This is a genomic window from uncultured Roseobacter sp., from assembly GCF_947493125.1.
Taxonomy (GTDB): Bacteria; Pseudomonadota; Alphaproteobacteria; order Rhodobacterales; family Rhodobacteraceae; genus Roseobacter.
Map to the genome: position 1 here is coordinate 354,030 of NZ_CANLQB010000005.1, position 25,251 is coordinate 379,280.

The following is a 25,251-nucleotide window of genomic DNA, read 5'->3' on the forward strand; positions in this document are numbered from 1 at the left end:
AGGAGTGCGCGGGATGGCAAACGATCTTTTCAATTCCTTCATGACCGGCCCGGATGAAAACGGCCGGTTTGGCGACTTTGGCGGGCGGTTTGTCTCCGAAACCCTCATGCCGCTGATCCTCGAGCTGGAAGCGCAATACGAGAAGGCCAAGACCGACGACAGCTTCTGGGCCGAGATGAACCACCTCTGGACCCATTATGTGGGCCGCCCCAGCCCGCTCTATCTCGCCGAGCGCCTGACCGACCATCTGGGCGGTGCCAAAGTCTATATGAAGCGCGACGAGCTGAACCATACCGGCGCGCATAAGATCAACAACGTGCTCGGCCAGATCATCCTCGCCCGCCGTATGGGCAAGACCCGGATCATTGCCGAGACCGGCGCAGGCCAGCATGGGGTCGCCACGGCCACTGTCTGCGCCAAGTTCGGGCTGAAATGCGTGGTCTACATGGGCGCGCATGACGTCGAACGCCAGGCCCCCAACGTCTTCCGCATGCGCCTTCTGGGCGCCGAAGTGGTGCCCGTGACCTCCGGGCGCGGTACGCTGAAAGACGCGATGAACGACGCGCTCCGCGACTGGGTCACGAATGTGCGCGACACCTTCTACTGTATCGGCACGGTCGCAGGCCCGCACCCGTACCCGGCGATGGTGCGTGATTTCCAGAGCATCATCGGCAAGGAAGTGCGCGAACAGATGGTGGCCGCCGAAGGCCGGTTCCCTGACACCGTGATTGCCGCGATTGGCGGTGGCTCCAATGCCATGGGCCTCTTCTACCCGTTCCTCGACGACAAGGAGGTCGCCATCATCGGTGTCGAGGCGGGCGGCAAGGGCGTGAACGAGAAGATGGAACACTGCGCCTCGCTGACCGGCGGGCGCCCGGGTGTGCTGCATGGCAACCGCACATACCTGCTCCAAGACGACGACGGCCAGATCCTCGAAGGCTTCTCGATCTCCGCAGGCCTCGACTATCCCGGCATCGGGCCGGAACACGCCTGGCTGCACGACATTGGCCGTGCCGAATATGTGGCGATCACCGACACAGAAGCGCTGGAAGCCTTCCAGCTGTGCTGCGAGCTTGAAGGCATCATCCCCGCACTGGAACCCTCCCACGCGCTGGCCCATGTGATGAAGATCGCGCCCAAGCTGCCGAAGGACCACATACTTTGCATGAACATGTGCGGCCGCGGCGACAAGGACATCTTCACCGTCGCCAGGGCCCTCGGCTTCGAGATGGGCGAATTCGCCTGACCCACGCTTGATTTCACCCCCGACCTTGTTAGCCTTCGCAGCGGGAGGGTTGGGGATGAAACGGTTTCTTGCGGCGGTTCTGCTGCTCATCAGCTCTGCGGTATCGACGGCGGCCCAAAGCCCCGACGAGCTCATCCGCTGGGTGTATACCTCGCTCGCCTCCGCCAACCCGTGGGCGCAGCAAGGGCTCCAGTACCTGTCGGCCCCTGCGCAACGGACGCATTACTTCACCCGTCGCATGGTTGCCTTCTACGAGGCAAACGAAAGCTACGGGGATGATCTGGCGCGGGCCTGCGTCGATTTCGGCTTTGCCGTGCCGGGCAATGATTACGACGCCGCCGAGATCTCCCGCACCCTGCAGGTCAGCGCCCGGACAACGCCCGAGCGCATCACCGTCGAGGCCCGCTTCTCGAGCTTCGGAAGCCCGGCGCAGGTCACCTATGAGTTCGCCCAGGAAGACGGCTTCTGGAAGATCGACGACATCGCGGGCGAGGGGTTTCGTGTCTCGCAGATCCCCTGCAGCCCGAAGACCGCATCGGCAGCAGCCGCCTCGGCCGACGCCTTCTGTTACCGGCGGGGGGACGACACGCTCCGCCTCGATCTGACGCCGGGCGCGCCGCCGCAATTGCAGGTCTCAAGCTGGCAGGCCAATGGTCACAGCTGCTCGGGGCGCATGTCCGGGCAGGAGGTGGCGGGCGGTTGGGACTTCCCACGCGCGGATGGCTGTCGGCTGCAGCTACGGGTGACGCCCGAAGGTGGGCTGCAACTGGCCGATCCGGACTGGCTCTGCAAGCCCGGCATGTGCGGCCAGCGCGCGGTTCTCGACGGGCTGAACTTTCCCCGCAGCAGCCAGATCGACTGTGCCTCCTGGGTGGCCGAGGATTACTAGGCGCCTGATGCGTTCAGCGCATGCGCCTCAAGGACCTCCAGCGGCACGATGTCGAGCGCGCGCTTGTGGGTCGCGGCCAGATGCACTTGCGGCGCGCAGCCTTCGTCATGCGCCTGCAGGAAGCGCCCCGCACAGAGGCACCAGCGGTCGCCTGCCTTGAGACCCTGAAACCCGAACTCCGGCCGCGGTGTGCTGAGGTCGTTGCCCACGTATTTCGAATAGGCGAGGAACTCCGCCGTCATCACCGCGCAGACGGTGTGGCTGCCCTGATCGGCGGCGCAGGTGTTGCATTGGCCATCGCGGAAAAAGCCCGTGACCGGATCGGTCCCGCAGACCGCAAGGGCCTCGCCCAGAACGTTGACGCTCTTGTCTTCCTCCACGTCCGCCTCCGCTATCTCATCTCATTCTAAAACATAGGACGACCGGCGCTCAGGGCCAGATCACGGCCTAGCTTGGCCCCTGCCAGCGGATCCAGCGCCCGTGAAAATCGGCACGCCCCAGTGTCAACGTCACATCACCCGGCCAGAGCCGCAAGGTCAGCGCCGCGCCGACACCGCCGGTCCGGTCGCCGTCGCTCTCCATGGCCAGCCACGCCAGCGGGCGCTCATCGGTCGCCCGCGCCCCCGCCGTCTCGATCAAGTCGGTGCCTCGTGCCTGAACCTCCTGAGGGAAGTACTGCCAGGCCACCGAGTGCTGGACGAGATGCAGATGCCCCTCCGGCGCGCCGGCCAGACGGTCCGCCAGCCACTCCACTGCATCGCCGCGATGGATCGGCGCGTTCATGACCGCCGCCGCCGCCCGGGTCAGCTCCATACGCTCCGGCTGGTCGGGCCAGAGATAGGCGGTCAGGCGCAGCAGATCCTGCGGCTGGCCCGGATCGAGCGGGTTGAGATCGGCGCCCGCGCGCGCGGCCACTCTCGGCAGGCGGCGCGGCGGCATCGGCCCCTCCCATGCCGGCGTCAGCATCAGCACCGGGTCGTCCGCGGCGATGGACCCGCCGGGCAGGGCCAGCGCATAGCGGTCCCACATCAGGTTCAGTCCGCCGCTGGCCCCAAGCTCGGACAGGATAACCGGCAGGTCGACGTGTTCGGCCGCCACCGCCGCTCCGGCCATCAGCGCGGCGGAGCGTCGCACCTCGTTGGTCTGCGGCGGGCTTTCGATCCAGTCGAGCAGAAAGGCTTCATGATCGGCAAACGCCGCTTGCACCCCCGCGAGAAGATCGGGATCGCTTGTCTTCTGAGGCGGATAGAGCGTCTCAAGCTCCGGGGCCCGACCGCTCAGCACCAGGGCATGCAGCCCGCCCGCCACGCGCAGGGGCAGCGAATGGCCCGCGGGGCCCACATCGCCCTCGAACTGCGCAAGCCGCTTGGCCAGAGCGCTCTCCTCCGACCAGTGGTCGGCCAATACCCCCAGCAGCTGCCCCATGAACGGAGAGCCCATGGCGACACAGCTGATCGATTGGTGGCGGAACGCCTCCGCCAAGGTCATCGGAATTTCTCCATCAGCCGTTGCAAGGGCGACCGGGTGTCAGGCTCCGGCTCCGGGGCTGGCGCTGCAGGTGTCTGCGGCGCCTTCTGTCCGGTGCCCGAGCGTGGCGGATTGACCCGCAAGGCCACCGCATTCAGGAACTTCGCCGCATCTCCCCCCGCGAGATGGGGTGCCGCGTCGCTGACCCCGCGCAAGACATCGTCGAGCCACGCCTCCTCCGCCTTCGGGAAATCGCGCAACACATAGCCCGGCACCGCGTCCTTGTGCCCGGGGTGGCCGACGCCCAGCCGCACCCGCGCATACTCCGGTCCGATATGCGCATGCAGCGAGCGCAGCCCGTTGTGGCCCGCATGGCCACCTCCCACCTTATGCTTCACCTTGCCGGGGGCGAGGTCGATCTCGTCATGCAGCACCACCACATCCGCCGGCTCCAGCTTGTAGAAGCGCATGGCCGCCTGCACCGACTGGCCGGAGTTGTTCATGAAGGTCTCGGGCTTCAGAAGCACCGCGCGATCAGAGCCGAAGCGCCCCTCGCTCAGGCTGCCCTGATGCTTGCCCTTCCAGGGCCCGAATCCGTGATCCGCTGCGATCCGGTCCAGCGCCATGAACCCGATGTTATGCCGGTTCTTCGCATATTTCGCGCCGGGATTGCCCAACCCCACGATCAGTTTCATGGCCCCGCTCCTTGATATTGCACCGCAGCATATCAAAGCTCGGTCTCAAACGAAATACGGGGCCGCGATGGGCCCCGTATCCAGCGGTCCGTGACCTCTGTGGTCTCAGCTTTCCTCGCCGTCGGGCGGGCCCATCTCGGTGGTCGGGACCTCGTCGACGTCGACGTCATCGGCGGACTCGTCCTCGTCATCGCTCTGCGAGGCAAGACCCGACGGTGCCGAGATCTGTGCAATCACGAAGTCACGGTCGATTGTCGGCTTCGCGCCCTGCGGCAGGGTGACCGACGAAATCGTCAGGTTGTCGCCGATCTCCATCTCGGAGATGTCGATGGTGATGTGATCGGGGATATCGCCTGCGGTCACGATCAGCTCGACCTCGGGACGGATCAGCGTCAGAACGCCGCCCTTCTTCAGGCCGGGCGAGACGTCCTCGCCTTCCACCTCCACGGCGATGAAGAGGTTGATCTTGGTGGTCCGCTTCAGCCGCATGAAGTCGATATGTGTCGGCAGGTCCTTGACCACATGGCGCTGCACATCACGGCAGATCACGCGCACGTCCTCGTGCCCGTCCACCTTCATGTTGAAGAGGGTCGACTTGAACCGCCCTTCCTTCAGCTTCTTGAACAGCACATTGAACGGAATGTTGATCGGCAGCGGGTCGGTGTCACCGCCAAATACGATCCCAGGAACCATGCCGTCGCGGCGTGCCTGACGAGCGGCGCCCTTGCCTGTCCCCATCCGTTCCTGAGCCACAAGATCCGGAATTTCTCCAGCCATCTTAAGTCTCCAATATGTTTAGGGCGAGGTTCCTCCAAGGCTGTAACCTCGCGTGAAGCCGCGCGTATAGACCGGTTTGGCGGACATGAAAAGAGGTTTTTCGCGGACGCGCTCTTGCACGTCCGAGCGGCCCGTGTCACCGCTGCCACATGTCGCTTCTCGCCGATCTCTGGCTCTCTCGCAAATCGCTGGCAGGCTTCGTCATCGTGGGCGCGGCCTGGTCCAGCTATTTTGCCCAGATGCCGGTGATCAAGGCGGCCATCGGGGCCTCCGACGGGGTCTATGGCGCGGTCATGCTGTTGGCCTCGCTGGGGGCGCTCGCAGCCATGTGGCTGGCTCCGCTGGCGCACCGGCTGGCGGGCCGCTGGGCCTTGCCGCTCGGCGCCATGCTGATGTGCCTGGGCATGTTGGGCGCGGGGCTCTCGGCGGAGATCGTTGCCTTCGGCGTGGCCATGACGCTGGCCTCGGTGGGAGCCGGGGTCACCGATGTGCTGGCCAATGTGCGCGTCTCGGATATCGAGGCGCGCAGCGGGCGGCACCTGATGAACCTCAACCACGCGATGTTTTCCTTCACCTACGCGGGCTGCGCGCTGTCCACGGGGATCATGCGCGAGGCGGGCTGGTCGCCCGCGCAGGTCTTCACCGTACTCGTCGGCCTTGCTGTCGTCTCGGGCTGGATCATGCTGGAGGCCCGCACGCGCGACTTGCCGGAGGAGGACACCAGTCCGGACGCGCCGCTGCCGCATCTGCTGGTCTGGGGCGTGGGGGCGCTTGTCTTGGTCGCCTTCCTGACGGAGGCCGCGTCAGAGGGCTGGTCGGCCCTGCATCTGGAGCGCACGCTGGGCGGCGGCCCGGCCGAAGGCGCGCTGGGGCCTGCGCTTCTCGGTCTGTCGATGGGCATCGGGCGGCTTTCAGGGCATTTCCTGTCCGACCGGTTGCCCACCTTGCCCTTCATCACCGTGGCGTCGGTCGTCGCGGCGGGCGGGTTGCTCCTCGTGGGGGCAGCACCGACGCTGATGATGGCCTATGTCGGTTTTGCGCTCACCGGCCTGGGCATTTCGGTGGTGGCCCCGCTGGCACTGGCGCTCATCGGGCGAATTGTCCCGCCGAAAGCCCGCCTCGCCGCGATCAGCCGCGCCTCTGCCCTCGGGTATGCGGCGTTCTTCATCAGCCCGCCGCTGATGGGCTTCACCTCCGAGCTTTTCGGCCTGCGCGCGGGCTTCTGGGTGGTGGCCGCGCTGCTCATGATCTGTATCGCCGTGCTGGTCCCGGTTTTGGCTGCCCGCATCACGGCGCGTCCCCAAACGTTTTAGAGCCCGACATCTCAAAACCATGCCGCCCAGCTGATAGGCCGGGCATCGCCTGGCTTCCCCCCGGAGGGCGATTTGAGGCGTTTCAAGACGTCTGACGTCTATCGGCTTGGTCACGGTCCACGCCACAGGCGCGTTTCAAACGCCCTCCAGGTCGGGCGATGCCCTCATCGCAGATTCGGCCGCCGGACTGCTCACGCCTGCCACCGCCCCTCAAAGTCTTCCGGAATGAGCAGGTTATGCCGTCCCAGATCGCCCACCTTGGTCTCGCCACAGAGCGCCATGGTCGTGTCCAGCTCCTTGTGGATCACCTCCAGCGCCTGCGTGACCCCCTGCTGGCCCATCGCGCCCAGCCCATAGATGAAGGCGCGCCCGATATAGGTGCCCTTGGCTCCCAACGCCAAGGCCTTCAGCATGTCCTGGCCGGAGCGGATGCCGCCGTCCATATGCACCTCGACCTGGTCTCCCACCGCATCCAGAATGGAAGGCAGCACCCGGATCGAACTCAGCGCCCCATCCAGTTGCCTGCCGCCGTGGTTGCTGACGATGATCGCATCGGCGCCGACCTTCAGCGCCATCTTCGCATCCTCTGCATCGAGGATCCCCTTCAGGATCACCTTGCCACCCCAATGCTCCTTGATCTTGGCGATCTTGTCCCAGTCGAGCGAGGGGTCGAACTGTTCCGCCGTCCAAGTGCTCAAAGATGACGTGTCCGAAATCCCCTGCACATGCCCGACGATATTGCCGAACTCGCGGCGCTTGGCCGTCAGCATCTCGATGCCCCAGGCCCATTTCGTCATCAGGTTGGCGATGCTCTTCGGCGTCAGCTTGGGCGGAGCGGAGAGCCCGTTCTTGATGTCCTTGTGCCGCTGCCCGAGGATCTGCAGGTCCAGCGTGATCACCAGCGCCGAACATTTCGCATCCTTCGCCCGCTGGATCAGCCGGTTCACATAGTCCGTGTCGCGCATCGTGTAGAGTTGGAACCAGAACGGCTTCGACGTGAACCCCGCCACATCCTCGATCGAGTTGATCGACATGGTCGAGAGCGTGAAGGGCACCCCGAATTTCTCTGCCGCCCGCGCCGCCTTCATCTCGCCGTCGGCGTGCTGCATACCGGTGAGGCCCACAGGGGCGAGCGCCACGGGCATGGCCACTTCTTCGCCGATCATCTCGCTTTCGGTGCTGCGCCCTGTCATGTCGACCGCCACACGCTGGCGCAAGCGGATCTTCTCGAAATCGGAGGTGTTCTCGCGGAAGGTCTGCTCGGTCCAGCTGCCCGATTCCGCGTAGTCAAAGAACATCCGGGGCACGCGGCGTTCGTGCAGGCGCTTGAGGTCCTGAATATTGGTGATGGTCGGCATGTGATCCCCCGTATTGGTCAAGTTTAATTACCAATTCGCCTCAGCAAAATCAATCCGCGAATGGCATCTTGATCGGTACGATATCGTACTATATAGAAAGTACGAAATTGCACGATATTGATGGAGACCGCCATGACACTGCCCCGCCGCAAAGCCCTCACCCTGATCGGAGGCGGCACCGTGCTGGCCGCGACGGCCTCGGCCGCTGGCTTCCTGACCACCCGCACCCCGCACAGTGCGCTCGCCCCCTGGGAGGCGGCGGGCGGGTATGACGATCCGCGCCTCAACGCGCTCAGCTTTGCGCTGCTCGCCCCCAACCCGCACAATCTGCAGCCCTGGCAGGTGGGTTTGGACGGCCCCGACACGGTGCTGATCTACCGCGACCCTGCGCGGCGCCTGCCGGAAACCGACCCCCACGACCGGCAGATCACCATCGGCCTCGGCTGCTTCATCGAACAGCTGGTTCTGGCAACGGGGGCAGGGGGCCACGCCGTCGATCTCACACTCTATCCCGACGGTGAGGCTGGCCCCGTCGCACGCGCGGTCTTCACCGAAGGCGGCACGCCCGACCCGCTCAGCGCCCAGATCCTGAACCGCCGCTCCTGCAAGGAGCCCTTCGAGCCCACGCCGCTCACCGCCGCCCACGCCAATGAGCTCGAGCTTTTCGCCGACATCCACACCGCCGCGCCCGTGGTCGAGGCGCTCAAAACCCTCACCTGGGCTGCCTGGGAGGTGGAGGCGATGACGCCACGCACGATGATGGAATCAGTGGACCTGATGCGCTTCGGCAAGGCCGAGATCGAGGCCAACCCCGACGGCATCGACCTCGGCGGCCCGATGCTGGAAACCCTCATGCTCGCGGGCCTGCTCTCCCGCGCCGCGCAATCCGACCCCGAGAGCCAGAGCTTCCAGCAAGGCGTCGAGATCTACCGCGAGATGCTGCACGCCACCCCGGCCTATGCAGCACTCGTGAGCCCCACCAATATGCGCAAAGACCAGATCGAGGCGGGCCGCCGCTGGCTGCGGCTGAACCTCAAATGCACAGCCCTCGGCGTAGCCTTGCACCCGGTCAGCCAGTGCCTGCAGGAATACCCCGAGATGGCGCCGCATTACGCCACCGCCCACAAACGCCTCGCCCGCCCGGGCCAGACCGTTCAAATGCTCGGGCGTTTGGGCTACGGTCCAGAGGTGCCGCGCACGCCGCGCTGGCCGCTGGAGACCAAACTGCTGAATGCCTGACACCACCGCTGCCACCTATTTCGAGGTCTTCAACGAGATCGCAATCATCGAACAGCTCAGCCGCACGCTCCTGGAGGCGCGCCTGCCCGCGGGGCTGATCGCGCCGCATTTCACCGTGCTCAACCACCTGATCCGGGTCGGCGACGGGCGCGCGCTGATCGACATGGCGCGGGCCTTCCAGGTGCCCAAGACCTCGATGACCCACACGGTGAAGGTGCTGGTGACCCATGGCCTTGTCGAGGTGCGCCCCAACCCCGAAGACGGGCGCTCCAAGCTGGTCTGGCTTACCGAGGCGGGCCGGGCGGTGCGCCATCAGGCCATCGCCGATCTGGCACCCGACTTCGCGCGCCTGGCCGAGGGCTTCGACACCGCGCGCCTGCTCGAAGCGCTGCCAGTGTTGCGCGACTTGCGCGTCTATCTCGATGAAGACCGCAATGCGCAGGGGGGCTGACACCGGGCAAAGGTGGCCTGAAGCCCACCTCACCTGTCTGGGCCATCCGGATTGATCTTGCGGGTGGGTAGGCGCCTCCCGGACCGGAGTGGTCCTAGGCGCTATGCGCCCCGTCCGAGAGCGTCTTCACAAAGGCCAGTACATCCGCCACCGGCTCGCCCGCGCCGATTTTGCTCACGATGGCGGAGCCGACCACGACGCCATCCGCCACGTCTGCAATGGCGCGGGATTTTGCGGGGGTATTCACCCCGAAGCCAACCACCAGCGGCAGATCGGTCGCCGATTTGATGCGCGCAACCTCGGGGCCCACGTCACCCGCCTGCGCCTCGGCCGCCCCGGTGATCCCCGTGATCGAGACGTAATAGACGAAGCCCGAGGTGTTCTGCAGCACCCGGGGCAGGCGCTTGTCATCTGTCGTCGGCGTGGCCAGCCGGATGAAGTTCAGCCCCGCCGCCTGCGCCGGGATACAGAGTTCGCTGTCCTCTTCGGGGGGCAGGTCGACGACGATCAGCCCGTCGATGCCCGCTTCTTTGGCCTCCACCAGGAAGCGCTCCACGCCCCGGCTGTAAATGGGGTTGTAATAGCCCATCAGCACAATCGGCGTGGTCTGGTCGTCCTTGCGGAAGGTGCGGGCCAGGTCCAGCGTGCGCGCCAGCGTCATGCCGCTCTCCAGCGCGCGCTGCCCGGCCAGCTGGATCGTCGGGCCATCGGCCATCGGGTCGGTGAAGGGCAGGCCAAGCTCGATCACATCGACGCCTGCGCCGGGCAGCCCGCGCACCACCTCCAGCGAGGTGTCGAAATCAGGGTCGCCCGCCATCACATAAGCCACGAAGGCTTTCTTCCCGGCCTGCGCCAGCTCTGCAAATTTCGCGTCAATGCGGCTCATTCCCGGCCCCTTTTCGTCGTTCGGACCCGCAATGCCGAAAAGAGCGGCGGAAATCAATGCTCCAAAAGCCGCGCCAACAAGGGGGAAAGAAATTTTTGGCTTCCCTCTGAACCCCGGTGCGTGCCACCCTATATGCAGCTTATGAACTATCTTCTCGCCATTCTCCTGCCGCCGCTGTCGATCCTGCTGACAGGCCGCCCGATCATCGCCATCCTGGTGTTTCTCATCTGGATCCCGGCCCTGATCTTCTCGGGCGGGCTGACGCACCCGATGTTCATCCTGCTCGCGTGGTTCCTGATCTTCCACGCGCGCGAAGACCGCCGCCAGCGCGGGGACTTGTCTTGACCCCGGAGAGGCCCTAGGACAGCGCCAATTCAGGAAAGGACGCTGACATGGGTTTCAAGATGGGCATCGTGGGTCTGCCGAATGTGGGCAAATCCACCCTTTTCAACGCGCTGACCCGGACCGCGGCCGCACAGGCGGCGAACTTCCCATTCTGCACCATCGAGCCCAATGTGGGTGAGGTCGCCGTGCCGGACGCGCGGCTCGACACGCTCGCAGGCATTGCGCAGTCCAAGCAGATCATCCCCACCCGCATGACCTTCGTGGACATCGCGGGGCTGGTGAAGGGCGCGTCGAAGGGCGAGGGCCTGGGCAACCAGTTCCTCGCCAATATCCGTGAGGTGGATGCCATCGCCCATGTGCTGCGTTGTTTCGAGGACGGCGATGTGACCCATGTGGAGGGGCGCGTGGACCCGGTCGCGGATGCCGAGACCATCGAGACCGAGTTGATGCTCGCCGACATCGAAAGCATCGAGAAGCGGCTGCAGAATATCGTGCGCAAGGTGCGCGGCGGCGACAAGGAGGCGGTCCAGCAAGAACGGCTGATGAAAGCGGCTCTGGCGGCGCTGGAAGAGGGCAAACCGGCCCGTGTGGTCGAGGTCGATGACGAGGATGCCAAGGCCTGGACCATGCTGCAGCTTCTGACCACGAAGCCCGTGCTCTACGTCTGCAACGTGGGCGAGGCCGAGGCGGCGGAGGGCAATGACCACTCCGCAAAGGTGGCCGAGATGGCCGCGGCGCAGGGCAACGCGCACGTGATCATCTCCGCACAGATCGAGGAGGAGATCAGCCAGCTCGAAGATGATGAAGCGGCGATGTTCCTGGAGGAAATGGGTCTCGCCGAGGCCGGGCTCGACCGGCTCATTCGCGCAGGCTATGACCTGCTGCATCTGGAGACCTATTTCACCGTCGGCCCCAAGGAGGCGCGGGCCTGGACGATCCGCACGGGAACCTCTGCGCCCAAGGCCGCGGGCGTGATCCATGGGGATTTCGAGAAGGGTTTCATCCGCGCCGAGACCATCGCCTACAATGATTTCGTCAGCTTGGGCGGGGAGCAGGCGGCGAAAGAAGCCGGCAAGATGCGCGCCGAAGGCAAGTCCTACGTCGTCAAGGACGGCGACGTGCTGCACTTCCTCTTCAACACCTGAGCGGGCGAACGGGGAGGGCCGGCCCAAGGCCCAGCCCACCGGCGTCCTCACCAGAGGATCAATCGCCCGCTTTTGTCAGCCGGTCGGCCTTCTTGCGCACCAACACCGAGCGCAGGTCGTGCATTGCCAGCAGCAGCGTGTCGGTGATCTCTTCCAGCTGCTCCGGCGTGGCCTTTGACTGTGCCCATTGGGCGGTCAGGTTCATGTGGTCGACCGCGCGGTGGATGTCGTCCATGTCGCGCGCGGCCAGCAGCGCGCGCCGCTCTGCCATCCACTCCTCGATGACCTTCATATCCGCCTCCGACAGCACGCGGTCGCCTTGCGGCTTGATCTCGCCGTTGCGGATGTTCAGCACCGCGATCTGGTCCATCTCGATCCGGCGCTGGCGGTTCTCGGTGTCCACGCGAAAGACCGCCGCGCCGTTTTCACGGACACGAAAATAGTACTCGGGCAGTACGGCGGTCATCGGTTAGGTCAATCCGGCACAGAAGGTCTGGATCCGGGTGCAGGCCTCTGTCAGGGCCTCATCCGAGGTCGCATAGCTGACCCGGAAGTTCGGCGACAGCCCGAAGGCCGCACCGAAGACCACCGCCACCCCGGTCTCTTCGAGCAGCGCCGTGGCAAAGGTCTCGTCATCCTCGATCTTCGTGCCGCCTGCGGAGGTCTTGCCGATGCAGCCCGCAATCGACGGGTAGACATAGAAGGCCCCATCCGGCACCGGACAGCGGATGCCTTCCGCGGCATTCAGCATCTCAACCACCAAGTCGCGGCGGCGCGCAAACATCTCGTTGTTGGGCGCAATGAACGCCTGCGTGCCGGTCAGCGCCTCGACCGCCGCCCACTGGCTGATCGAGCAAGGGTTGGAGGTCGATTGCGACTGCACCTTGCGCATCGCCTTGATCAGCTCTTCCGGTCCTGCGGCATAGCCGATGCGCCAGCCGGTCATCGCGTAGGCCTTGCTCACACCATTCACGGTGAGCGTCCGATCATAAAGCCCGGGCTCCACCTGTGCGGGCGTGCAGAACTTGAAATCATCATAGACCAGATGCTCGTACATATCGTCGGTCATCACCCAGACATGGGGGTGCCGCATCAGCACATCGGTCAGTTCTTTCAGCTCGTCCCAGGTATAGCCCGCACCGGTCGGGTTCGACGGCGAGTTGAAGATCAGCCACTTGGTCTTGTCGGTGATCGCCGCCTCCAGCTGATCCGCCGTCAGCTTGAACCCGGTCTGGAGCGAGGCCTCGGCGATCACGGGCGTGCCCCCGGCCAGCAACACCATATCCGGATAGCTCACCCAGTAGGGCGCCGGAATAACCACCTCATCGCCCTCGTTCAGCGTCGCCATCAGGGCGTTGTAAAGGATTTGTTTACCACCTGTGCCCACACTGACCTGAGATGGCTCATAGCTCAGATCGTTGTCACGCTTCAGTTTATCGCAGATCGCGCGCTTCAGCTCTGGAATTCCGTCCACCGCGGTGTATTTGGTCTTCCCACCGGCGATGGCGGCCACGGCGGCGTCTTTGATGTTCTGAGGCGTGTCGAAATCCGGCTCGCCTGCGCCCAACCCGATCACGTCGCGCCCCGCCGCCTTCAGCTCGGCGGCCTTCGTGGTCACGGCGATTGTGGGGGACGGTTTGACGCGGGCAAGTGTCGTAGACAGGAATTCCATTTCGGCCTCGGTTTGATACAACGTGGGCCGAGTAGTAGGGGGCCGCGTGTCCCCGTTCAAGCGCGATCATCGCAAAGGAGATCACAGCATGCACGATACGACAGACTGGTACGGCCCCGACACCGCAACTTTCGGAGATCGCGTTGCCGCAGCCCGTGAGACCGCCGAGATGACGCAGTCCCAGCTGGCCCGCCGCCTCGGCGTGCGCGTGTCAACCCTGCGCGCCTGGGAAAACGATCTCAGCGAACCGCGTGCCAACCGTCTGTCAATGATGGCGGGGCTGCTGAACGTCTCGATGATGTGGCTCATCAACGGACAGGGCGAAGGGCTCGATGCGCCGATGGAAGAGGCCGCGCTGCCGCCCTCGGCCCATGACATCCTCAACGAAATGCGCGACCTGCGCATCGACATGATGGCGCGGGCGGAACAGATGGCCCGGCTTGAGAAGAAACTGCGCATGGCACTGAAAGAAGACCTGCATGAGCGAGCCGCGTGAGACCTGCATCAAGCGGCTGAAGATGCGCTCCATGCGGCGCGGGATCAAGGAAATGGACGTGATCCTGCAGCCCTTTGCCGAGGCCAATCTCGACGCGATGGAGGCCTCGGAGCTGGCGCTCTATGACGCCTTGCTGAGCGAGAACGATCACGACCTCTATCAATGGGTCAGCGCCCAGGTCGCGCCGCCTGAGCGCTATGCCGGGCTGATCGCCAGGATTATCGGCGGGCTGCCGCGCGTCGGGGCCTGATCGGGCACCGCACGGCGGGTTTGCCTGTTTTTAACGAATTATTGGCGTTTCTTGGGCAAATTCCGACCAAATTGGAACGAGTCGGAGCGCGCAGATGAGCATTCAAGATCAAATCCCGTCGGAGACGCCGTCCATGAGCCGCACACAGGGGTTCATGGTCAGCTACCTTGAGGCGTTGTCACTGGTGGAGCGGCTGCACCGCCTTTTGCTCGATGTCATCAAGGATGAATTCGAGCGGGTCGGGGTGCTGGAGATCAATGCCGTGCAGGCGTTGCTGCTCTTCAACATCGGCGACAATGAGGTAACGGCGGGCGAATTGAAAAGCCGCGGCTATTATCAGGGCAGCAACGTCAGCTACAATCTCAAAAAGCTCGTGGATGCAGGCTACATGCACCACCAGCGCTGCGAGATCGACCGCCGCTCGGTGCGGGTCAAGCTCACGGACAAGGGTCAGAAGATCCGCCATGTGGTGTCCGACCTGTTCTCGCGCCACGCGGATGGTCTGGAAAACAAGGGTGTGCTGGGCCCGGACGGGATCGACGATATCACCCGTTCCCTCAAGCGGATGGAGCGCTACTGGTCCGACCAGATCCGCTATATCTACTGAAGTTCGCTGATCGCCAGCCCGTCGAGCTCCCGTTTGAGCTTGGCGGTCATGGCGGCGGCATAGTCCTCGAAACCAAGGGCCGTTTGCACAAAGGCATCCGGCCCTGTGATCACTTCGGTCCGGAAGTAGGACGACAGCTCTCCGATCTCCACGTGACGCTGGTCTCCGATGGCGGGGGCATCGGCACCGATGACCAGGGCATTGATGGTGATGCCACGCGCGCCAATGGCGTCTTTCACATCGCGGGGACGGGGCCCGAGGTTTGATCGACCATCCCCCGAGATATCCAGCGTGCGTGTCCAGCAGCCCTTTTGCTCATCGAGATAGCGCGCCCCGGTCTCCATCGCGATCCCCAGCGCCGTGCCCGGCGTGGCATCGCGCCGCTCCGTTTCGGCCAGCGCCATACTGATGTCCGCCAGCCGCTCCGGGCCGTCGATCCTGGTCCAGGGCACCAGCACCGCCTGATCCGCCGGGCCGCTCCACTCATAGACCAGCAGAGCCACGGGCGCGCTTGGCGTCGAGAGCAGCAGCCGCGTCACCTCCGGGGCGTTCAAGGCCGTGATCAGCCCGTCGATCTGCAACCGGTATTCCCGCAGATCGACCGACCCGGAGACATCGAGCCCCAACGCCAATGCCTGACGGCAGCCCGCCACGGCCTCGCCGGCGCCCCCGCACAGCAGCGCGCCCAGAAGGCATAGGGCGCGCAGCGGTGTCATCCCTTCGGCTCGGTGTCAGCCGGCGCGGGCAGGGCGCCGATCACCGGCAGCGCAAGCTCGCGTTCCAGCTTGCGGCGCATGGCGCGCTCGTAATCCTCGAACCCCTGCGCCACCTCCAGAAAGGCGCCCGGCCCGTGCAGCACCTGCGCCTGATAAAATGCGATGAGCCCCGTCTCCGCCTCGTAATCCGCCCCGTTCACCACCAGCCCGTTGACCGTGACCCCGTCAAACGGAAACTCCTCATAGGCCAGCATCGGGCCGAAGCCTTCGTTGTTCTGCCCATCCCCGGCCATGTCCAACGTCTGATAGAGACAGCCCGGCGCCCGTTGCAGCAGCCGCGATCCGTATCCGAGCGCATAGCCCATCGCCGTGGGAAAGTCGTTGTGGCTGCGAATGCTGCGCGCCAGCCTCTCGGCGACCAACAGCAAGCGCTCCCGGCTGTCGATCAGCGTCCAATCCAGCAACAGCTCCTGATTGTACCGCCCCGACCACTCATAAACCGCCAGCGCCACCGGATCGTCTCCGGCAAAGAAGGCCGCCTCCACCTCCGGCGCCGTCAGCGCCGCGACCAGCCCGCCCCGCTGCAACGCATCCTCTGCCGCATCGACCGAGCTCGACACATCAAGCGCCAGCACCAGCGCCAGACGGCACTCCGCCAGCGCCGGACCCGCCAGCATCGCGCCCGCGCAAAGGGCCGCGCGGATCACCAGTGCCCTGTGTTGTCCATGCTCGCCCAGGGCTCCGCCGGGGCCAGGCTGTCGCCCTCCTGCAGCAGCTCGATCGAGATGTTGTCGGGCGAGCGCACGAAGGCCATATGCCCATCCCGCGGCGGCCGGTTGATCGTCACGCCATTGTCCATCAGATGCTGGCACACCTCGTAGATGTTGCCCACGCGATACGCCAGATGCCCGAAATGCCGGCTGTCGCTCGGCAGCCCCTCATCCCCGTCCCAGTTGTACGTCAGCTCCACCGGACATTCCTCCTGCCCCGGAGGCGCCATGAAGACCAGCGTGAAGCGCCCGCCCTCGCTGTCCATCCGCCGCGTCTCCTTCAGCCCCAACAGCTCATAAAACGCAATCGACTTTTCCAGATCCTTCACCCGGACCATCGTGTGCAGATACGTCAGGCTCATGCCGCCCCTCCATCATTCCATTGATTTGACGCAACACTAGCACGCCCGCCCCGGGATGCCAGTCACATCGCGCTGATCTCTCCGCGCGAAACCCATCTCCAAAATACACCATATAGCTGTTCCGCGACGCCCCGTGCCCAGATATAGTCATACGCGACTCATGCCCTCGAAAGGATGCCCCCATGCCGCTCACCGCCGAGCACCAAGCCGAAATCGACGCCCAACGCCAAGAGACCGCACCCACCCTGCGCGCCACCGCCCCCGGCATGGAACAGCACCTCTACACCGCCCAGCCCGTGCTGGACCACGGCTTTGTCCGCGTCATCGACTACATGGGCGACGACGCCGCCATCTGCCAGGCCGCCCGCGTCTCCTACGGCCGCGGTACCAAATCCGTGCAGAACGACGAGGGGCTCATCCGCTACCTCATGCGCCACTGGCACTCCACGCCCTTCGAGATGTGCGAGATCAAGCTGCACGTGAAACTGCCCGTCTTCGTCGCCCGCCAGTGGATCCGCCACCGCACCGCCAATGTGAACGAATACTCCGCCCGCTACTCGATCCTCGACCGCGAGTTCTATATCCCCGCGCCCGATGATCTCGCCGCCCAATCGGTCGTCAACAACCAAGGCCGGGGCGACGCGCTCACCGGCGAAGAGGCCCAACGCGTCCTCCTCTACCTGCAACAGGACGCCATGCGCTGCTATGACCACTACGAGGAGATGATCTCACAGGACGGCCAACAGGGTCTCGCGCGCGAACTTGCCCGCATGAACCTGCCCGCCAATGTCTACACTCAATGGTACTGGAAGGTGGACCTGCACAACCTCTTCCACTTCCTGCGCCTGCGCGCTGACGCCCACGCGCAATACGAAATCCGCGTCTACGCCGAGGCCATCTGCGCCATGGTCAAAGACTGGGTCCCCGCCGCCTACGGTGCCTTCGAGGACTACCGCCTGGGCGGAGCGACCCTCTCAGGCCGCGCGCTCGAGTGCATCAAGAAGATGCTCGCCGGAGAGGAAGTGACGCAGGAGACCTCCGGCATGAGCAAGGGCGAGTGGCGGGAGTTTCAGGGGGTTTTGAACGACCCGGCGTAAGCCGGGATGAAACGCTCCGGGGGAGCGTTTCAAATGAAAAACGGGCGCGCCGGGAGCCGTGGCTCATTTGGAGACATGATGAAACTTAACGGGTATGAAGTCTTTTCGCGACAAACGACAGCGTCTTGGCGAATACTGGTCACATTGTCTTCAACGCTGATCGCGATCAAGTACTTTGACTACAATACTGAAGCTTGGCCAGTCCTGAATAGAGACGTAAAAACGGATGATTTTTCAACAATATCTTCTTTAGTAGTTCTGTTCTTACTCGTCTCGTATCTTGTGAATTGGTATGGTGACTACGTTGGCTTCACCAAGTGGTTTAAGATCAATTCAGTAGCGAAAAATTCGCTGGACGACATTGGAAAGGCGAAAAACCACGAAGCGCCAATCGAAGGTGTCTTGAGACGATTGGACGCGCTATCGCGAAGCAATGAGGTCGCGGCTGACAGAGTTCTGGATATTGAAGCAATATCGCTTGAAGACCTTAAGGCAGTCCAAGGTGATAGAAACGTGGCCAAAGATCTTGAGACGCTTAGATCGACGGTCGCAAGCAACAGCCAAACGCTAGGGCTTCTCGCCTCAAGTTGTTCTGACTTAGAAGGTTTGCTCTCGGACTTAGAAGTAAACTTTTCTGCGATTTCGCTGTTATCAAAGCTCCTGCTCTACGGCTGGTACTTGCTTGTTCCTGTCGTTTTTGCATTGTCCGCCTTATTGATAAGTTAGTGAGAGCTTTCACTATGCCCAATCTGCGATTGGACAGCGCCCGAACCGCCCACACGGGGCGGGCGCTTCGCTTGTTTCCCGCCCCTCGGTTCGGGCGCCGCGTCGCACAAACCACTTCACCACTTTCAAAGCGCCTCTCTCCCGGGGCTCCGCCCGTTGTCGCCTCAATTGATCCCCCGGATCAATTGCCGGGCTGCGCCCGGACCGGCGCCAACCCCACCACGGGGCGGGCGCTTCGCTTGTATCCCGCCCCTCGGTTCGGGCGCGGCACTCCGCACACACTGCATCGCCTATTTCAAAAGCGCCAGTCCCGGGGCTCCGCCCGTTGCCACCTCACTTGACCCCCCGGATCAATTGCCGGGCTTTGCCCGGACCGGTGGCAACCCCACCATGGGACGAGCGCTGCGCCTATTTCCGCCCCTCGGTTCGGGTATGGCCCTTTGTGCTCAGGGTATCGCCTCCGCCCAAGACGTATGGCTTGAAACATCGCGTCCGTGGACCGGGCGTCAGCGCTACAGGCCGCTTTTTGACCAGTCAAAGGCAGGCCGGGCTGGCGCCCCGCCTACGCTTTTCTATCTGTGCCTTCGGCACGGCCAGTGGGACCCGCAGCGCCCCCAAGGCAACCTTAGCGGAATGTTAAGCGTCCTTTGCTAGCAACCGATTGATTTTCCGACGTTCTGGACCCTGACACATGCAGCACTGGCGCAAAAATCGCGCGCCGACACGGTATTCGGCCAATCTTCTGGTGGGGGGCGCCTCTCACCGGATCACGGTCGTGAACGTGCACGAAGATGGGGCCGGCATCGAAGGGGGGCCGCCGCTGGCCGTGGGGGCCGCTGTCACCCTGCAAGTGATGCATCACCGGGTCGCCTCGAAAATCGCCTGGGCCCGGGGCGGGGCGGCCGGTCTTAGGTTCCAGACGCCCATCGCCGCGCAACTGCTCAGCACCCTACGCCGTCTCGTGCGCCGCTGATCCCGGTTCATCGAATTCGCTGCCGGAAAAGGTCTTGTCGCGGCGACCGGCTGGTCTAGCCTGACCACATGACCGATCCGCGCATCGCTCTTCTCAACCGACTTGCGGCCCTCGACGTCGAGGATGCCGCCGGGCGCGATGGCCAGAAGACCGTCACGCTCGACCAACAGGCTGTCGGGCGGCTCTCGCGCATGGATGCGCTCCAGAACCAGGCCATGGCGCAGGCGCAGGGCCGGCGGCGCCAGGCGGAGCGTCAGCGCATCCGCGCAGCCCTCCAGCGGCTCGACGAAGGAGACTACGGCCATTGCACCGACTGCGGCGAGGAGATCGCCTCCGCGCGCCTCACCTCTGACCCCGCCACCCCGCGCTGTCTCGACTGCACGCGCGGCGGATGATGCGTTAACCCATTGCACACGAACGGGCGGTTTCACCCCCAAAATCCGTCTGAAACCGATCCGCGCACCGACGCAATACCGACGTAATACCGACGCGATACCGACGTTGGATATCTCTTGTTTTCATGGCCCAACCCTCCCCTTTCGGGAATAGCCTCCGAAGGTGTTGCGCGCGCGATCCGTCAACACATTGACAAGGTGGCCCCACGGGCCAGACTGCGCCCATGCTCAACCTCGCGGCCCCGCCGACCGATTTCGTCGAAAATCCGTTTCCGTATTACGACGCCCTGCTGCGCGACGCGCCCGTTTGCGCCCAGCCCGACGGCTCGTACCTGCTCTCCCGGCACGCCGATCTGAGTATGATCTACCGTGACGTAAGTCTCTATAAATCAGACAAAAAAGCGGTTTTCGCGCCGAAGTTCGGTGCAGGCTCGCCGCTGTTCGAACATCATACGACCTCGCTGGTGTTCAACGACCCGCCGCTGCACACCCGCGTCCGGGGTATCATGACCTCCGCCCTGACCCCAAAGGCGCTGAAACGCATGGAGCCCGGGCTTGTTGCGACGGTCGACGCGCTTCTTCTGGATATGTCGCAATCCCTTGATCTGATTGAAGATTTTGCCGCGTCCATTCCGATTCAGGTGATCGGCAACCTGCTCGATATCCCGATGGACGAGCGCGGGCCACTGCGCGACTGGTCGCTCGCCATCCTCGGGGCATTGGAGCCTGCGCTGACCAATGCGCAGCTCGCCCGCGGGCATCAGGCGGTCACAGAATTTAGAGTGTATTTACAGGACCTTATCGCCCGCCGCCGCGCCGCGCCGGGAGATGTGGAGACCGATGTGCTGACCCGGCTGATCCAGGGCGATGACAGTGGCCAACTTTCCGAAATCGAGCTGATCCAGAACTGCATCTTCATTCTGAACGCGGGCCATGAAACCACGACCAACCTCATCGGCAACGGCCTCGCGCTCTTGCACGACCATCCGCACGAACGCGAGAAATTGCTGTCCGATCCGTCTCTTATCGACCGTGCTGTGGAAGAGATCCTGCGCTCTCGTTCTCCCAACCAGTTTGGAAATCGCGAAACGACCGCAGACGTCGAAATTGGTGGCCAGCCCATTCCCGCCGGCACCAATCTGCACCTCTGCATCGGCGCGGCGAACCGCGATCCCGAGATGTTCGAGCAGCCGCAAGCCTTTGATATCAAGCGGCATCCCAACCGTCACCTTGCCTTTGCGGGCGGTCCCCATGTCTGCGTCGGCCTCACCCTTGCCCGCATGGAAGGTCGCATCGCGATCGCACGGTTTCTGCAGCACGCTCCGACGTATCAGATCACCCAGAGGATCCCGGGAGGCCGCATTCGGTTTCGCGGATATTCAAAGTTGCAGGCCCGCCTGTAGACCAGTCAGGCCCGCCACCACATGCCAGTCCACCTAAGGCGGCCAAACCATCGCAGGCGCCTGATGTAAGCCGGGATCTGTTGCTGGCGTCCCTGCAGACGATGCAGTCTCGCAGAATTGGACCAGGCAAGCGCCAGACTGCCTGACGGAGCATGTACGCGTCGAGACGACGGGGCGAGCAGGGGCGCACCGTCCAAGCATGCGCTGACCGACGCGCGGGGAACTAAGCCATGGTTATCGATTGCCCCGTCCGATGCGTCTTAAGTCGCCAGCGCCCTCAATCGACTTCAGTGCTCGTGATCGCGCTTAGTCGATCACAGTGCGCAGGCCGGCAACAATATCGGGGTGGTCCGCTTCCCACGTCTTGAAAGCAAGATAGCCGCTTTGGGCTGCGGTATGATCCCGAGCGCGCGGAGCCTCAAAGTAGACTTTCACGCTCTCGTAATGTGCCATACAGCGCATCACCTCCGCATGGCTGAGCGCACGGTCGCGAGCCGCCGCATCGCACGCGTAATAAAGCGTCAAAATCGACAAGAACTCAGCCATACGACCTCACTTTCACACCAAAGGTACATCGGCTGAGCGAATAAGGCGTAAACGCTGCGTTTTATGCGGCCAACCTGCTGGTCGCCCGCTTGGTCTCACTGCTTGATCGTTGCGATTAGAGCAGTTTCAGGTCGCTGGCCATCTGACGCCCATCGCGTCCTTCGGCCAATTCAAAGCTCACTTTCTGATCATCGGCCAACCCGGTCAATCCAGATCGTTCGACCGCCGAGATGTGCACGAACACATCCGATCCGCCCCCTTCCGGAGCGATAAAGCCATAGCCTTTTGTGGTGTTGAACCACTTCACGGTGCCATTTGGCATTCCTTCCGTGCCTCCTTTTGTCTTACCGGACCGCCCGAGCGCGTTCGAGGCGGCTTCTGCGTGCAGGAGCAGGGCCAAAAACCCTTTCTTCTGCCCTTTAAGAGATTGCCCTTCCTCTGTAAAAATCAAGCGAAACGGGAAGAAACCTGCTGATTTCAGCCCGAAATTTTCAGATTTGTGAGTAAATGATGCGACTATACGGATTGAAGAACTGCGACACCTGCCGCAAGGCGTTGAAGGCACTGCCTGAGGCGGATTTCGTAGATGTGCGCGCCGATGGCGTGCCCGATGACGTGCTGAAAGAGGCTCTGGAGCGGTTCGGCACAGCGCTAGTGAACACGCGATCAACGACGTGGCGTGGGCTTGACGCGGCAGACCGCGACAAACCGCCGCTGGCCCAGCTCAAGGCGCACCCCAGCCTGATGAAACGGCCCCTGATCGTCGAGGGGACCGAGATGTATCTTGGTTGGACGAAGGCCACGCAGGAGGCGCTTGGCGTCCCCTGACCTGCTCAGTCAGCCGATGTGCGTCGGCGCAGTGCTGCGTCGAGTGAGAGCGGCCCCGCGCCCTTGATCACAAGCACCAGCAGCACGAACACCCAGAACGCGCGCTGATCGAGGATCGCGCTGTCGGGAAAGCGGTCGAACCAGGCGCCGAAGGTCTCCGTGTGCTCCAGCCCGCCATGACCGAACAGGTCGGTCAGCGACTGCACCACCACGAACCCGATCATCCCCAGGGCCGACAGGCGGGTGAGCAGTCCGAGAACGATCAGCGCAGGCAGGATGAATTCCGCCCAGGTGCCCCCGACCACGACGGCCCAGTGGAAGGCTGTCAGCTGCGTGACATCATAGGTGACGGCCTCCATCGCCTTGGGGAAAATCTGAGCGTAGGCGCCGACCGACGGGCTGAAGAGGCCGGCCACCCCCTCGCCCAGCTTGGTGAGCCCTGACACCCAGAAATACATCAGCAGCGTGGCTGCAAAGACGAAGCGCGCCAGCGTGGCAAGCAGCCAGTCCGCCTGTGAGAGGCGGTCCGTGAGCGAAGCGTAGAGAGAGAGCATTTAGTGGTCCTTTGTCTTGTCGTCCGTCAAGGCGCGGGTTTGCAAAGCAAGCGTAAGCGCTTGCGCGAGGTCGAAATCTGCGAAATCCGCAACTGCGGCATCATGTGCCGTACCGAACGTCTGACCTGACGCCAGGCCCTCCAGCCAGGTCGCGGCGCCGCTTGGCAGAAGATGCGGAGCAGGGTCGAACTCCGGCCGTGTGATTAGCACGTCTTGCGCCACGGCACGGGACTTCGGCGCGTCCGCCTCGAAATTGACGCGCCAGATGTCGTGGAGCGGCCAGCGCGAGCGGAGGATGCGCGTCGAAGGGGCCAGTGCGAAGGTCTTTTCGAGAAGGACCTTGGGCGCGCATTGCAGCTCTTCGGCTGCAAGCGCCGGGGCGTCCGCGGCATGATAGGAGGCGCGCAAGGCCAGATCGAGACGGGCGCAGTCCGGCAGATATCCAATGTGTGCAAGCGGTTTGAATTGCTCGAGAAAATCGGGCAGTGCGTCCCCGTAATGCATCATCAGCGGAGCGCTTGGAGGATGCTCCCGAACGTAGACGGCGGCGAGCTTGGCGAAGGTCTGGCCCCCCAGAAGCTTGTAAACAAGCGGAAAAGCGACCTGCAGCGCCTCGGTCAGGGAAACGACAACATTGTTGCGGTAGACCGAAAAGCGGCGCCCGGCGGGGGCATCGGCACCGTCGCGCAGGCCCTCCGGCACTGCCTCGGACGGGTCCAGCAGGGCGCTGCGAAATGTGGTCTGGGAGACAGTCATTGGACCGGGGACAGGGCCCGTGCTGCGCGTTCCGCTTCGCTGCGCAACGTGGGCCAGTCGGGCACATCGGTGTCCCATTCCACCAGCACCGGGCGCGCACCGGATTTCGCAAGCGTGATGTCGAGCAGCGCCCAGACCGGATCGACAACCGGTTTGCCGTGGCTGTCGATCAGCAAAGGCGCACCGTGATCGTCGGTTTCTTCATCATGGCCGCCGACATGGATCTCACCCACCGCATGCAGCGGGAAGGCCTCGATATAGGCCCGCGCGGAAAGGCCCAGATTGGTGGCGGAGATAAACACGTTGTTGACGTCGAGCAGCAGCCCACAACCCGTCCGTTTCACCAGTTCGGTCAAGAATTCGGTCTCGGACCAGGTGCTTTCGGCGAAAGCGAGATAGCTCGAAGGGTTTTCCAGCAGCATCTGACAGCCGAGCGTCGATTGCACCTGATTGATGTGCTCGGCGACGCGGGTCAGCGTGGCGTTGGTGTAGGGCAGGGGCAGCAGATCGTTGAGAAACTCCGCGCCGTGGGTCGACCAGGCGAGGTGTTCGGAAAAGCTTGCGGGCTGCGCCCAACCGACCAATTTCTTCAGACGGGCGAGATGCTCCGCGTCCAGCGCGCCTTCGCCGCCGATGCTCAGGCCAACGCCGTGCACCGAGACGGCAAACTGTTCGGACAGCGCGCGCAGCTGCGCCAGTGGCCGCCCGCCGTCGCCCATGTAGTTCTCGGCATGCACCTCGATCCACTTGACCGGGCCGGGATCGGCGCGCAGTTCCGCAAAATGCTGCGGCTTATAGCCAACACCGGGTGCTGCGGGCAGGTGATCGTAACGGGGAGAATTGTCCAGCATCTTGGCCCTCCGACAAAAGTGCGGTCTCGGGTGTCGTCAGATGAAAGGTGTCCGGCGACCCATCGCCGCCGGACGTAAGCTTCGAATACCGTGCCTTATGCCGGCAGGTCGCGGTCCAGCTCTTCCAGCGAGCCTTGGCGCGGCGTGCCGTCCGCCATATCGGGCAGGTCGATGTCGGCGCATGTGCCCGCGTCGACCAGCGTCCAGGCGTTGCCCTGGTAGTCGACGGTGGATGTGCCGGCGCAGGTTGTGCCGGGGCCGGCTGCACAGTCGTTCGCGCCCGCCAGCGATACGCCATAGCACTTCTCTTTGGCGGCGGCTTCGACGGTGGTGATCTGTGCTGTCATCGCCGCAGCGACGGCACCGGCAATTGCAACTGTTTTCATTGTGTTCGACATGGTTGTTAATCCCTTATTGAGAGCCATCCTGGCCAATGAT

33 protein-coding genes are annotated in these 25,251 nt (G+C 63.7%); 16 read left to right on the forward strand and 17 right to left on the reverse strand.

Annotated elements, in window-relative coordinates; genetic code table 11:
* Positions 1 to 13 precede the first annotated feature (13 nt).
* Together trpB and Q1A71_RS13230 are read left to right on the forward strand one after the other, a co-directional pair.
* On the forward strand, positions 14 to 1,246 hold the full coding sequence (trpB, locus tag Q1A71_RS13225; protein WP_299676773.1) for a tryptophan synthase subunit beta: 1,233 nt from the start codon (positions 14 to 16) through the stop codon (positions 1,244 to 1,246).
* A 55-nt stretch (positions 1,247 to 1,301) separates the two neighbouring features.
* Positions 1,302 to 2,135, forward strand: a complete 834-nt coding sequence (locus Q1A71_RS13230) for a hypothetical protein (RefSeq protein WP_299676776.1) — start codon at positions 1,302 to 1,304, stop codon at positions 2,133 to 2,135.
* Here the strand turns inward: Q1A71_RS13230 and Q1A71_RS13235 are convergent.
* From Q1A71_RS13235 to Q1A71_RS13250, 4 genes are all read right to left on the reverse strand, one after another.
* Positions 2,132 to 2,515: a DUF2237 domain-containing protein gene (locus Q1A71_RS13235; RefSeq protein WP_299676779.1), complete on the reverse strand. Its 384-nt coding sequence runs from the start codon at positions 2,513 to 2,515 to the stop codon at positions 2,132 to 2,134. The genes Q1A71_RS13230 and Q1A71_RS13235 overlap by 4 nt on opposite strands.
* A gap of 67 nt (positions 2,516 to 2,582) precedes the next feature.
* Positions 2,583 to 3,623: a DUF2332 domain-containing protein gene (locus Q1A71_RS13240; RefSeq protein ID WP_299676782.1), complete on the reverse strand. Its 1,041-nt coding sequence runs from the start codon at positions 3,621 to 3,623 to the stop codon at positions 2,583 to 2,585.
* Entirely contained in the window at positions 3,620 to 4,297 is a 678-nt protein-coding gene (gene pth, locus Q1A71_RS13245; protein WP_299676785.1) for an aminoacyl-tRNA hydrolase, read from the reverse strand. Before pth ends, Q1A71_RS13240 begins: the two co-directional genes overlap by 4 nt.
* Before the next feature lie 105 nt (positions 4,298 to 4,402).
* Positions 4,403 to 5,074, reverse strand: a complete 672-nt coding sequence (locus Q1A71_RS13250) for a 50S ribosomal protein L25/general stress protein Ctc (RefSeq protein WP_299676788.1) — start codon at positions 5,072 to 5,074, stop codon at positions 4,403 to 4,405.
* A gap of 149 nt (positions 5,075 to 5,223) precedes the next feature.
* Here Q1A71_RS13250 and Q1A71_RS13255 point away from each other — a divergent pair, with 149 nt between their 5' ends.
* On the forward strand, positions 5,224 to 6,387 hold the full coding sequence (locus tag Q1A71_RS13255) for an MFS transporter (RefSeq protein WP_299676791.1): 1,164 nt from the start codon (positions 5,224 to 5,226) through the stop codon (positions 6,385 to 6,387).
* Positions 6,388 to 6,578: 191 nt separating this feature from the next.
* Here Q1A71_RS13255 and Q1A71_RS13260 read toward each other — a convergent pair whose 3' ends face one another.
* A complete protein-coding gene (locus tag Q1A71_RS13260) occupies positions 6,579 to 7,745 on the reverse strand; it encodes an alpha-hydroxy acid oxidase (RefSeq protein WP_299676793.1) in 1,167 nt (388 codons plus the stop codon).
* Positions 7,746 to 7,877: 132 nt separating this feature from the next.
* On the opposite strand from Q1A71_RS13260, the gene Q1A71_RS13265 reads away from it, so the two are divergent.
* Both Q1A71_RS13265 and Q1A71_RS13270 read left to right on the forward strand, forming a co-directional pair.
* Entirely contained in the window at positions 7,878 to 8,984 is a 1,107-nt protein-coding gene (locus Q1A71_RS13265) for a twin-arginine translocation pathway signal protein (RefSeq protein WP_299676796.1), read from the forward strand.
* On the forward strand, positions 8,977 to 9,435 hold the full coding sequence (locus Q1A71_RS13270) for a MarR family transcriptional regulator (RefSeq protein ID WP_299676799.1): 459 nt from the start codon (positions 8,977 to 8,979) through the stop codon (positions 9,433 to 9,435). Before Q1A71_RS13265 ends, Q1A71_RS13270 begins: the two co-directional genes overlap by 8 nt.
* Positions 9,436 to 9,529: 94 nt before the next feature.
* Here Q1A71_RS13270 and trpA read toward each other — a convergent pair whose 3' ends face one another.
* Positions 9,530 to 10,321 carry a tryptophan synthase subunit alpha gene (gene trpA, locus Q1A71_RS13275; protein ID WP_299676802.1) on the reverse strand — a complete coding sequence of 264 codons (792 nt, stop codon included), beginning with the start codon at positions 10,319 to 10,321 and terminating at the stop codon, positions 9,530 to 9,532.
* 141 nt (positions 10,322 to 10,462) lie between these two features.
* Between trpA and Q1A71_RS13280 the strand changes: the two genes are divergently transcribed.
* Both Q1A71_RS13280 and ychF read left to right on the forward strand, forming a co-directional pair.
* Positions 10,463 to 10,666 (forward strand): hypothetical protein, encoded by a 204-nt coding sequence (locus Q1A71_RS13280; RefSeq protein WP_299676805.1) that lies wholly within the window; start codon positions 10,463 to 10,465, stop codon positions 10,664 to 10,666.
* 47 nt (positions 10,667 to 10,713) lie between these two features.
* Positions 10,714 to 11,811 carry a redox-regulated ATPase YchF gene (gene ychF / locus Q1A71_RS13285; protein ID WP_299676808.1) on the forward strand — a complete coding sequence of 366 codons (1,098 nt, stop codon included), beginning with the start codon at positions 10,714 to 10,716 and terminating at the stop codon, positions 11,809 to 11,811.
* Positions 11,812 to 11,869: 58 nt separating this feature from the next.
* On the opposite strand, the gene Q1A71_RS13290 is transcribed toward ychF, so the two are convergent.
* Positions 11,870 to 12,277, reverse strand: coding sequence for a hypothetical protein (locus Q1A71_RS13290; protein ID WP_299676811.1), 408 nt, complete (start codon positions 12,275 to 12,277; stop codon positions 11,870 to 11,872).
* Between the two features lie 3 nt (positions 12,278 to 12,280).
* Complete coding sequence (locus Q1A71_RS13295) at positions 12,281 to 13,483, reverse strand: pyridoxal phosphate-dependent aminotransferase (RefSeq protein WP_299676814.1); 1,203 nt, start codon at positions 13,481 to 13,483, stop codon at positions 12,281 to 12,283.
* 88 nt (positions 13,484 to 13,571) lie between these two features.
* On the opposite strand from Q1A71_RS13295, the gene Q1A71_RS13300 reads away from it, so the two are divergent.
* The 3 genes from Q1A71_RS13300 (at position 13,572) to Q1A71_RS13310 (ending at position 14,836) form a co-directional block, all read left to right on the forward strand.
* Entirely contained in the window at positions 13,572 to 13,979 is a 408-nt protein-coding gene (locus Q1A71_RS13300) for a helix-turn-helix domain-containing protein (protein ID WP_299676818.1), read from the forward strand.
* Complete coding sequence (locus Q1A71_RS13305; RefSeq protein ID WP_299676821.1) at positions 13,963 to 14,229, forward strand: succinate dehydrogenase assembly factor 2; 267 nt, start codon at positions 13,963 to 13,965, stop codon at positions 14,227 to 14,229. Before Q1A71_RS13300 ends, Q1A71_RS13305 begins: the two co-directional genes overlap by 17 nt.
* Positions 14,230 to 14,323: 94 nt before the next feature.
* Positions 14,324 to 14,836, forward strand: a complete 513-nt coding sequence (locus Q1A71_RS13310) for a winged helix DNA-binding protein (protein ID WP_299676824.1) — start codon at positions 14,324 to 14,326, stop codon at positions 14,834 to 14,836.
* On the opposite strand, the gene Q1A71_RS13315 is transcribed toward Q1A71_RS13310, so the two are convergent.
* The 3 genes from Q1A71_RS13315 to Q1A71_RS13325 are packed head-to-tail and all read right to left on the reverse strand — an operon-like array spanning position 14,830 to position 16,684.
* Positions 14,830 to 15,552 carry a DUF1194 domain-containing protein gene (locus Q1A71_RS13315; protein ID WP_299676827.1) on the reverse strand — a complete coding sequence of 241 codons (723 nt, stop codon included), beginning with the start codon at positions 15,550 to 15,552 and terminating at the stop codon, positions 14,830 to 14,832. The two genes, Q1A71_RS13310 and Q1A71_RS13315, sit on opposite strands and share 7 nt — an antisense overlap.
* The gene (locus Q1A71_RS13320; protein WP_299677045.1) at positions 15,549 to 16,229 is read right to left on the reverse strand and encodes a DUF1194 domain-containing protein; all 681 of its coding nucleotides are present in this window, start codon (positions 16,227 to 16,229) and stop codon (positions 15,549 to 15,551) included. The genes Q1A71_RS13315 and Q1A71_RS13320 overlap by 4 nt, the downstream gene beginning before the upstream one ends.
* A 26-nt stretch (positions 16,230 to 16,255) precedes the next feature.
* Positions 16,256 to 16,684: a VOC family protein gene (locus Q1A71_RS13325; RefSeq protein WP_299676830.1), complete on the reverse strand. Its 429-nt coding sequence runs from the start codon at positions 16,682 to 16,684 to the stop codon at positions 16,256 to 16,258.
* Positions 16,685 to 16,866: 182 nt separating this feature from the next.
* Here Q1A71_RS13325 and thyX point away from each other — a divergent pair, with 182 nt between their 5' ends.
* From thyX to Q1A71_RS13350, 5 genes are all read left to right on the forward strand, one after another.
* A complete protein-coding gene (gene thyX / locus Q1A71_RS13330) occupies positions 16,867 to 17,781 on the forward strand; it encodes an FAD-dependent thymidylate synthase (protein ID WP_299676832.1) in 915 nt (304 codons plus the stop codon).
* A 33-nt stretch (positions 17,782 to 17,814) separates the two neighbouring features.
* Positions 17,815 to 18,507, forward strand: coding sequence for a hypothetical protein (locus tag Q1A71_RS13335; protein WP_299676834.1), 693 nt, complete (start codon positions 17,815 to 17,817; stop codon positions 18,505 to 18,507).
* A gap of 691 nt (positions 18,508 to 19,198) precedes the next feature.
* Positions 19,199 to 19,480 (forward strand): PilZ domain-containing protein, encoded by a 282-nt coding sequence (locus Q1A71_RS13340; RefSeq protein ID WP_299676836.1) that lies wholly within the window; start codon positions 19,199 to 19,201, stop codon positions 19,478 to 19,480.
* Positions 19,481 to 19,548: 68 nt separating this feature from the next.
* The gene (locus Q1A71_RS13345) at positions 19,549 to 19,875 is read left to right on the forward strand and encodes a TraR/DksA C4-type zinc finger protein (protein ID WP_299676839.1); all 327 of its coding nucleotides are present in this window, start codon (positions 19,549 to 19,551) and stop codon (positions 19,873 to 19,875) included.
* Between the two features lie 224 nt (positions 19,876 to 20,099).
* Positions 20,100 to 21,278 carry a cytochrome P450 gene (locus Q1A71_RS13350; protein ID WP_299676842.1) on the forward strand — a complete coding sequence of 393 codons (1,179 nt, stop codon included), beginning with the start codon at positions 20,100 to 20,102 and terminating at the stop codon, positions 21,276 to 21,278.
* Positions 21,279 to 21,584: 306 nt separating this feature from the next.
* On the opposite strand, the gene Q1A71_RS13355 is transcribed toward Q1A71_RS13350, so the two are convergent.
* Positions 21,585 to 21,824, reverse strand: a complete 240-nt coding sequence (locus tag Q1A71_RS13355) for a hypothetical protein (RefSeq protein WP_299676844.1) — start codon at positions 21,822 to 21,824, stop codon at positions 21,585 to 21,587.
* Positions 21,825 to 21,939: 115 nt separating this feature from the next.
* Complete coding sequence (locus Q1A71_RS13360; protein WP_263842769.1) at positions 21,940 to 22,146, reverse strand: cold-shock protein; 207 nt, start codon at positions 22,144 to 22,146, stop codon at positions 21,940 to 21,942.
* 188 nt (positions 22,147 to 22,334) lie between these two features.
* On the opposite strand from Q1A71_RS13360, the gene Q1A71_RS13365 reads away from it, so the two are divergent.
* Positions 22,335 to 22,652 (forward strand): ArsC/Spx/MgsR family protein, encoded by a 318-nt coding sequence (locus Q1A71_RS13365; protein WP_299676857.1) that lies wholly within the window; start codon positions 22,335 to 22,337, stop codon positions 22,650 to 22,652.
* Between the two features lie 5 nt (positions 22,653 to 22,657).
* On the opposite strand, the gene Q1A71_RS13370 is transcribed toward Q1A71_RS13365, so the two are convergent.
* From Q1A71_RS13370 to Q1A71_RS13385, 4 genes are all read right to left on the reverse strand, one after another.
* Positions 22,658 to 23,206 (reverse strand): DoxX family protein, encoded by a 549-nt coding sequence (locus Q1A71_RS13370; protein ID WP_299676860.1) that lies wholly within the window; start codon positions 23,204 to 23,206, stop codon positions 22,658 to 22,660.
* Positions 23,207 to 23,962, reverse strand: a complete 756-nt coding sequence (locus Q1A71_RS13375; RefSeq protein WP_299676863.1) for a DNA-binding domain-containing protein — start codon at positions 23,960 to 23,962, stop codon at positions 23,207 to 23,209.
* A complete protein-coding gene (locus Q1A71_RS13380) occupies positions 23,959 to 24,813 on the reverse strand; it encodes a DUF692 domain-containing protein (protein ID WP_299676866.1) in 855 nt (284 codons plus the stop codon). The genes Q1A71_RS13375 and Q1A71_RS13380 overlap by 4 nt, the downstream gene beginning before the upstream one ends.
* Before the next feature lie 95 nt (positions 24,814 to 24,908).
* The gene (locus tag Q1A71_RS13385) at positions 24,909 to 25,211 is read right to left on the reverse strand and encodes a DUF2282 domain-containing protein (protein ID WP_299676869.1); all 303 of its coding nucleotides are present in this window, start codon (positions 25,209 to 25,211) and stop codon (positions 24,909 to 24,911) included.
* Positions 25,212 to 25,251 lie beyond the last annotated feature (40 nt).

What these genes read in the sequence shown, in the direction of transcription:
- Q1A71_RS13305 (WP_299676821.1), top strand. Translation starts at nt 13,963, where the DNA reads ATGAGCGAGCCGCGTGAGACCTGCATCAAGCGGCTGAAGATGCGCTCC.
- trpB (WP_299676773.1), top strand. Translation starts at nt 14, where the DNA reads ATGGCAAACGATCTTTTCAATTCCTTCATGACCGGCCCGGATGAAAAC.
- Q1A71_RS13375 (WP_299676863.1), bottom strand. Translation starts at nt 23,962, where the DNA reads ATGACTGTCTCCCAGACCACATTTCGCAGCGCCCTGCTGGACCCGTCC.
- Q1A71_RS13230 (WP_299676776.1), top strand. Translation starts at nt 1,302, where the DNA reads ATGAAACGGTTTCTTGCGGCGGTTCTGCTGCTCATCAGCTCTGCGGTA.
- Q1A71_RS13355 (WP_299676844.1), bottom strand. Translation starts at nt 21,824, where the DNA reads ATGGCTGAGTTCTTGTCGATTTTGACGCTTTATTACGCGTGCGATGCG.
- Q1A71_RS13295 (WP_299676814.1), bottom strand. Translation starts at nt 13,483, where the DNA reads ATGGAATTCCTGTCTACGACACTTGCCCGCGTCAAACCGTCCCCCACA.
- Q1A71_RS13290 (WP_299676811.1), bottom strand. Translation starts at nt 12,277, where the DNA reads ATGACCGCCGTACTGCCCGAGTACTATTTTCGTGTCCGTGAAAACGGC.
- Q1A71_RS13270 (WP_299676799.1), top strand. Translation starts at nt 8,977, where the DNA reads ATGCCTGACACCACCGCTGCCACCTATTTCGAGGTCTTCAACGAGATC.
- Q1A71_RS13250 (WP_299676788.1), bottom strand. Translation starts at nt 5,074, where the DNA reads ATGGCTGGAGAAATTCCGGATCTTGTGGCTCAGGAACGGATGGGGACA.
- Q1A71_RS13345 (WP_299676839.1), top strand. Translation starts at nt 19,549, where the DNA reads ATGACCGATCCGCGCATCGCTCTTCTCAACCGACTTGCGGCCCTCGAC.
- Q1A71_RS13325 (WP_299676830.1), bottom strand. Translation starts at nt 16,684, where the DNA reads ATGAGCCTGACGTATCTGCACACGATGGTCCGGGTGAAGGATCTGGAA.
- Q1A71_RS13300 (WP_299676818.1), top strand. Translation starts at nt 13,572, where the DNA reads ATGCACGATACGACAGACTGGTACGGCCCCGACACCGCAACTTTCGGA.
- Q1A71_RS13350 (WP_299676842.1), top strand. Translation starts at nt 20,100, where the DNA reads ATGCTCAACCTCGCGGCCCCGCCGACCGATTTCGTCGAAAATCCGTTT.
- Q1A71_RS13260 (WP_299676793.1), bottom strand. Translation starts at nt 7,745, where the DNA reads ATGCCGACCATCACCAATATTCAGGACCTCAAGCGCCTGCACGAACGC.
- Q1A71_RS13280 (WP_299676805.1), top strand. Translation starts at nt 10,463, where the DNA reads ATGAACTATCTTCTCGCCATTCTCCTGCCGCCGCTGTCGATCCTGCTG.
- Q1A71_RS13265 (WP_299676796.1), top strand. Translation starts at nt 7,878, where the DNA reads ATGACACTGCCCCGCCGCAAAGCCCTCACCCTGATCGGAGGCGGCACC.
- ychF (WP_299676808.1), top strand. Translation starts at nt 10,714, where the DNA reads ATGGGTTTCAAGATGGGCATCGTGGGTCTGCCGAATGTGGGCAAATCC.
- Q1A71_RS13385 (WP_299676869.1), bottom strand. Translation starts at nt 25,211, where the DNA reads ATGTCGAACACAATGAAAACAGTTGCAATTGCCGGTGCCGTCGCTGCG.
- Q1A71_RS13365 (WP_299676857.1), top strand. Translation starts at nt 22,335, where the DNA reads ATGCGACTATACGGATTGAAGAACTGCGACACCTGCCGCAAGGCGTTG.
- Q1A71_RS13370 (WP_299676860.1), bottom strand. Translation starts at nt 23,206, where the DNA reads ATGCTCTCTCTCTACGCTTCGCTCACGGACCGCCTCTCACAGGCGGAC.
- Q1A71_RS13255 (WP_299676791.1), top strand. Translation starts at nt 5,224, where the DNA reads ATGTCGCTTCTCGCCGATCTCTGGCTCTCTCGCAAATCGCTGGCAGGC.
- pth (WP_299676785.1), bottom strand. Translation starts at nt 4,297, where the DNA reads ATGAAACTGATCGTGGGGTTGGGCAATCCCGGCGCGAAATATGCGAAG.
- Q1A71_RS13240 (WP_299676782.1), bottom strand. Translation starts at nt 3,623, where the DNA reads ATGACCTTGGCGGAGGCGTTCCGCCACCAATCGATCAGCTGTGTCGCC.
- Q1A71_RS13380 (WP_299676866.1), bottom strand. Translation starts at nt 24,813, where the DNA reads ATGCTGGACAATTCTCCCCGTTACGATCACCTGCCCGCAGCACCCGGT.
- Q1A71_RS13360 (WP_263842769.1), bottom strand. Translation starts at nt 22,146, where the DNA reads ATGCCAAATGGCACCGTGAAGTGGTTCAACACCACAAAAGGCTATGGC.
- trpA (WP_299676802.1), bottom strand. Translation starts at nt 10,321, where the DNA reads ATGAGCCGCATTGACGCGAAATTTGCAGAGCTGGCGCAGGCCGGGAAG.
- Q1A71_RS13335 (WP_299676834.1), top strand. Translation starts at nt 17,815, where the DNA reads ATGAAAAACGGGCGCGCCGGGAGCCGTGGCTCATTTGGAGACATGATG.
- Q1A71_RS13315 (WP_299676827.1), bottom strand. Translation starts at nt 15,552, where the DNA reads ATGACACCGCTGCGCGCCCTATGCCTTCTGGGCGCGCTGCTGTGCGGG.
- thyX (WP_299676832.1), top strand. Translation starts at nt 16,867, where the DNA reads ATGCCGCTCACCGCCGAGCACCAAGCCGAAATCGACGCCCAACGCCAA.
- Q1A71_RS13340 (WP_299676836.1), top strand. Translation starts at nt 19,199, where the DNA reads ATGCAGCACTGGCGCAAAAATCGCGCGCCGACACGGTATTCGGCCAAT.
- Q1A71_RS13310 (WP_299676824.1), top strand. Translation starts at nt 14,324, where the DNA reads ATGAGCATTCAAGATCAAATCCCGTCGGAGACGCCGTCCATGAGCCGC.
- Q1A71_RS13320 (WP_299677045.1), bottom strand. Translation starts at nt 16,229, where the DNA reads ATGCTGGCGGGTCCGGCGCTGGCGGAGTGCCGTCTGGCGCTGGTGCTG.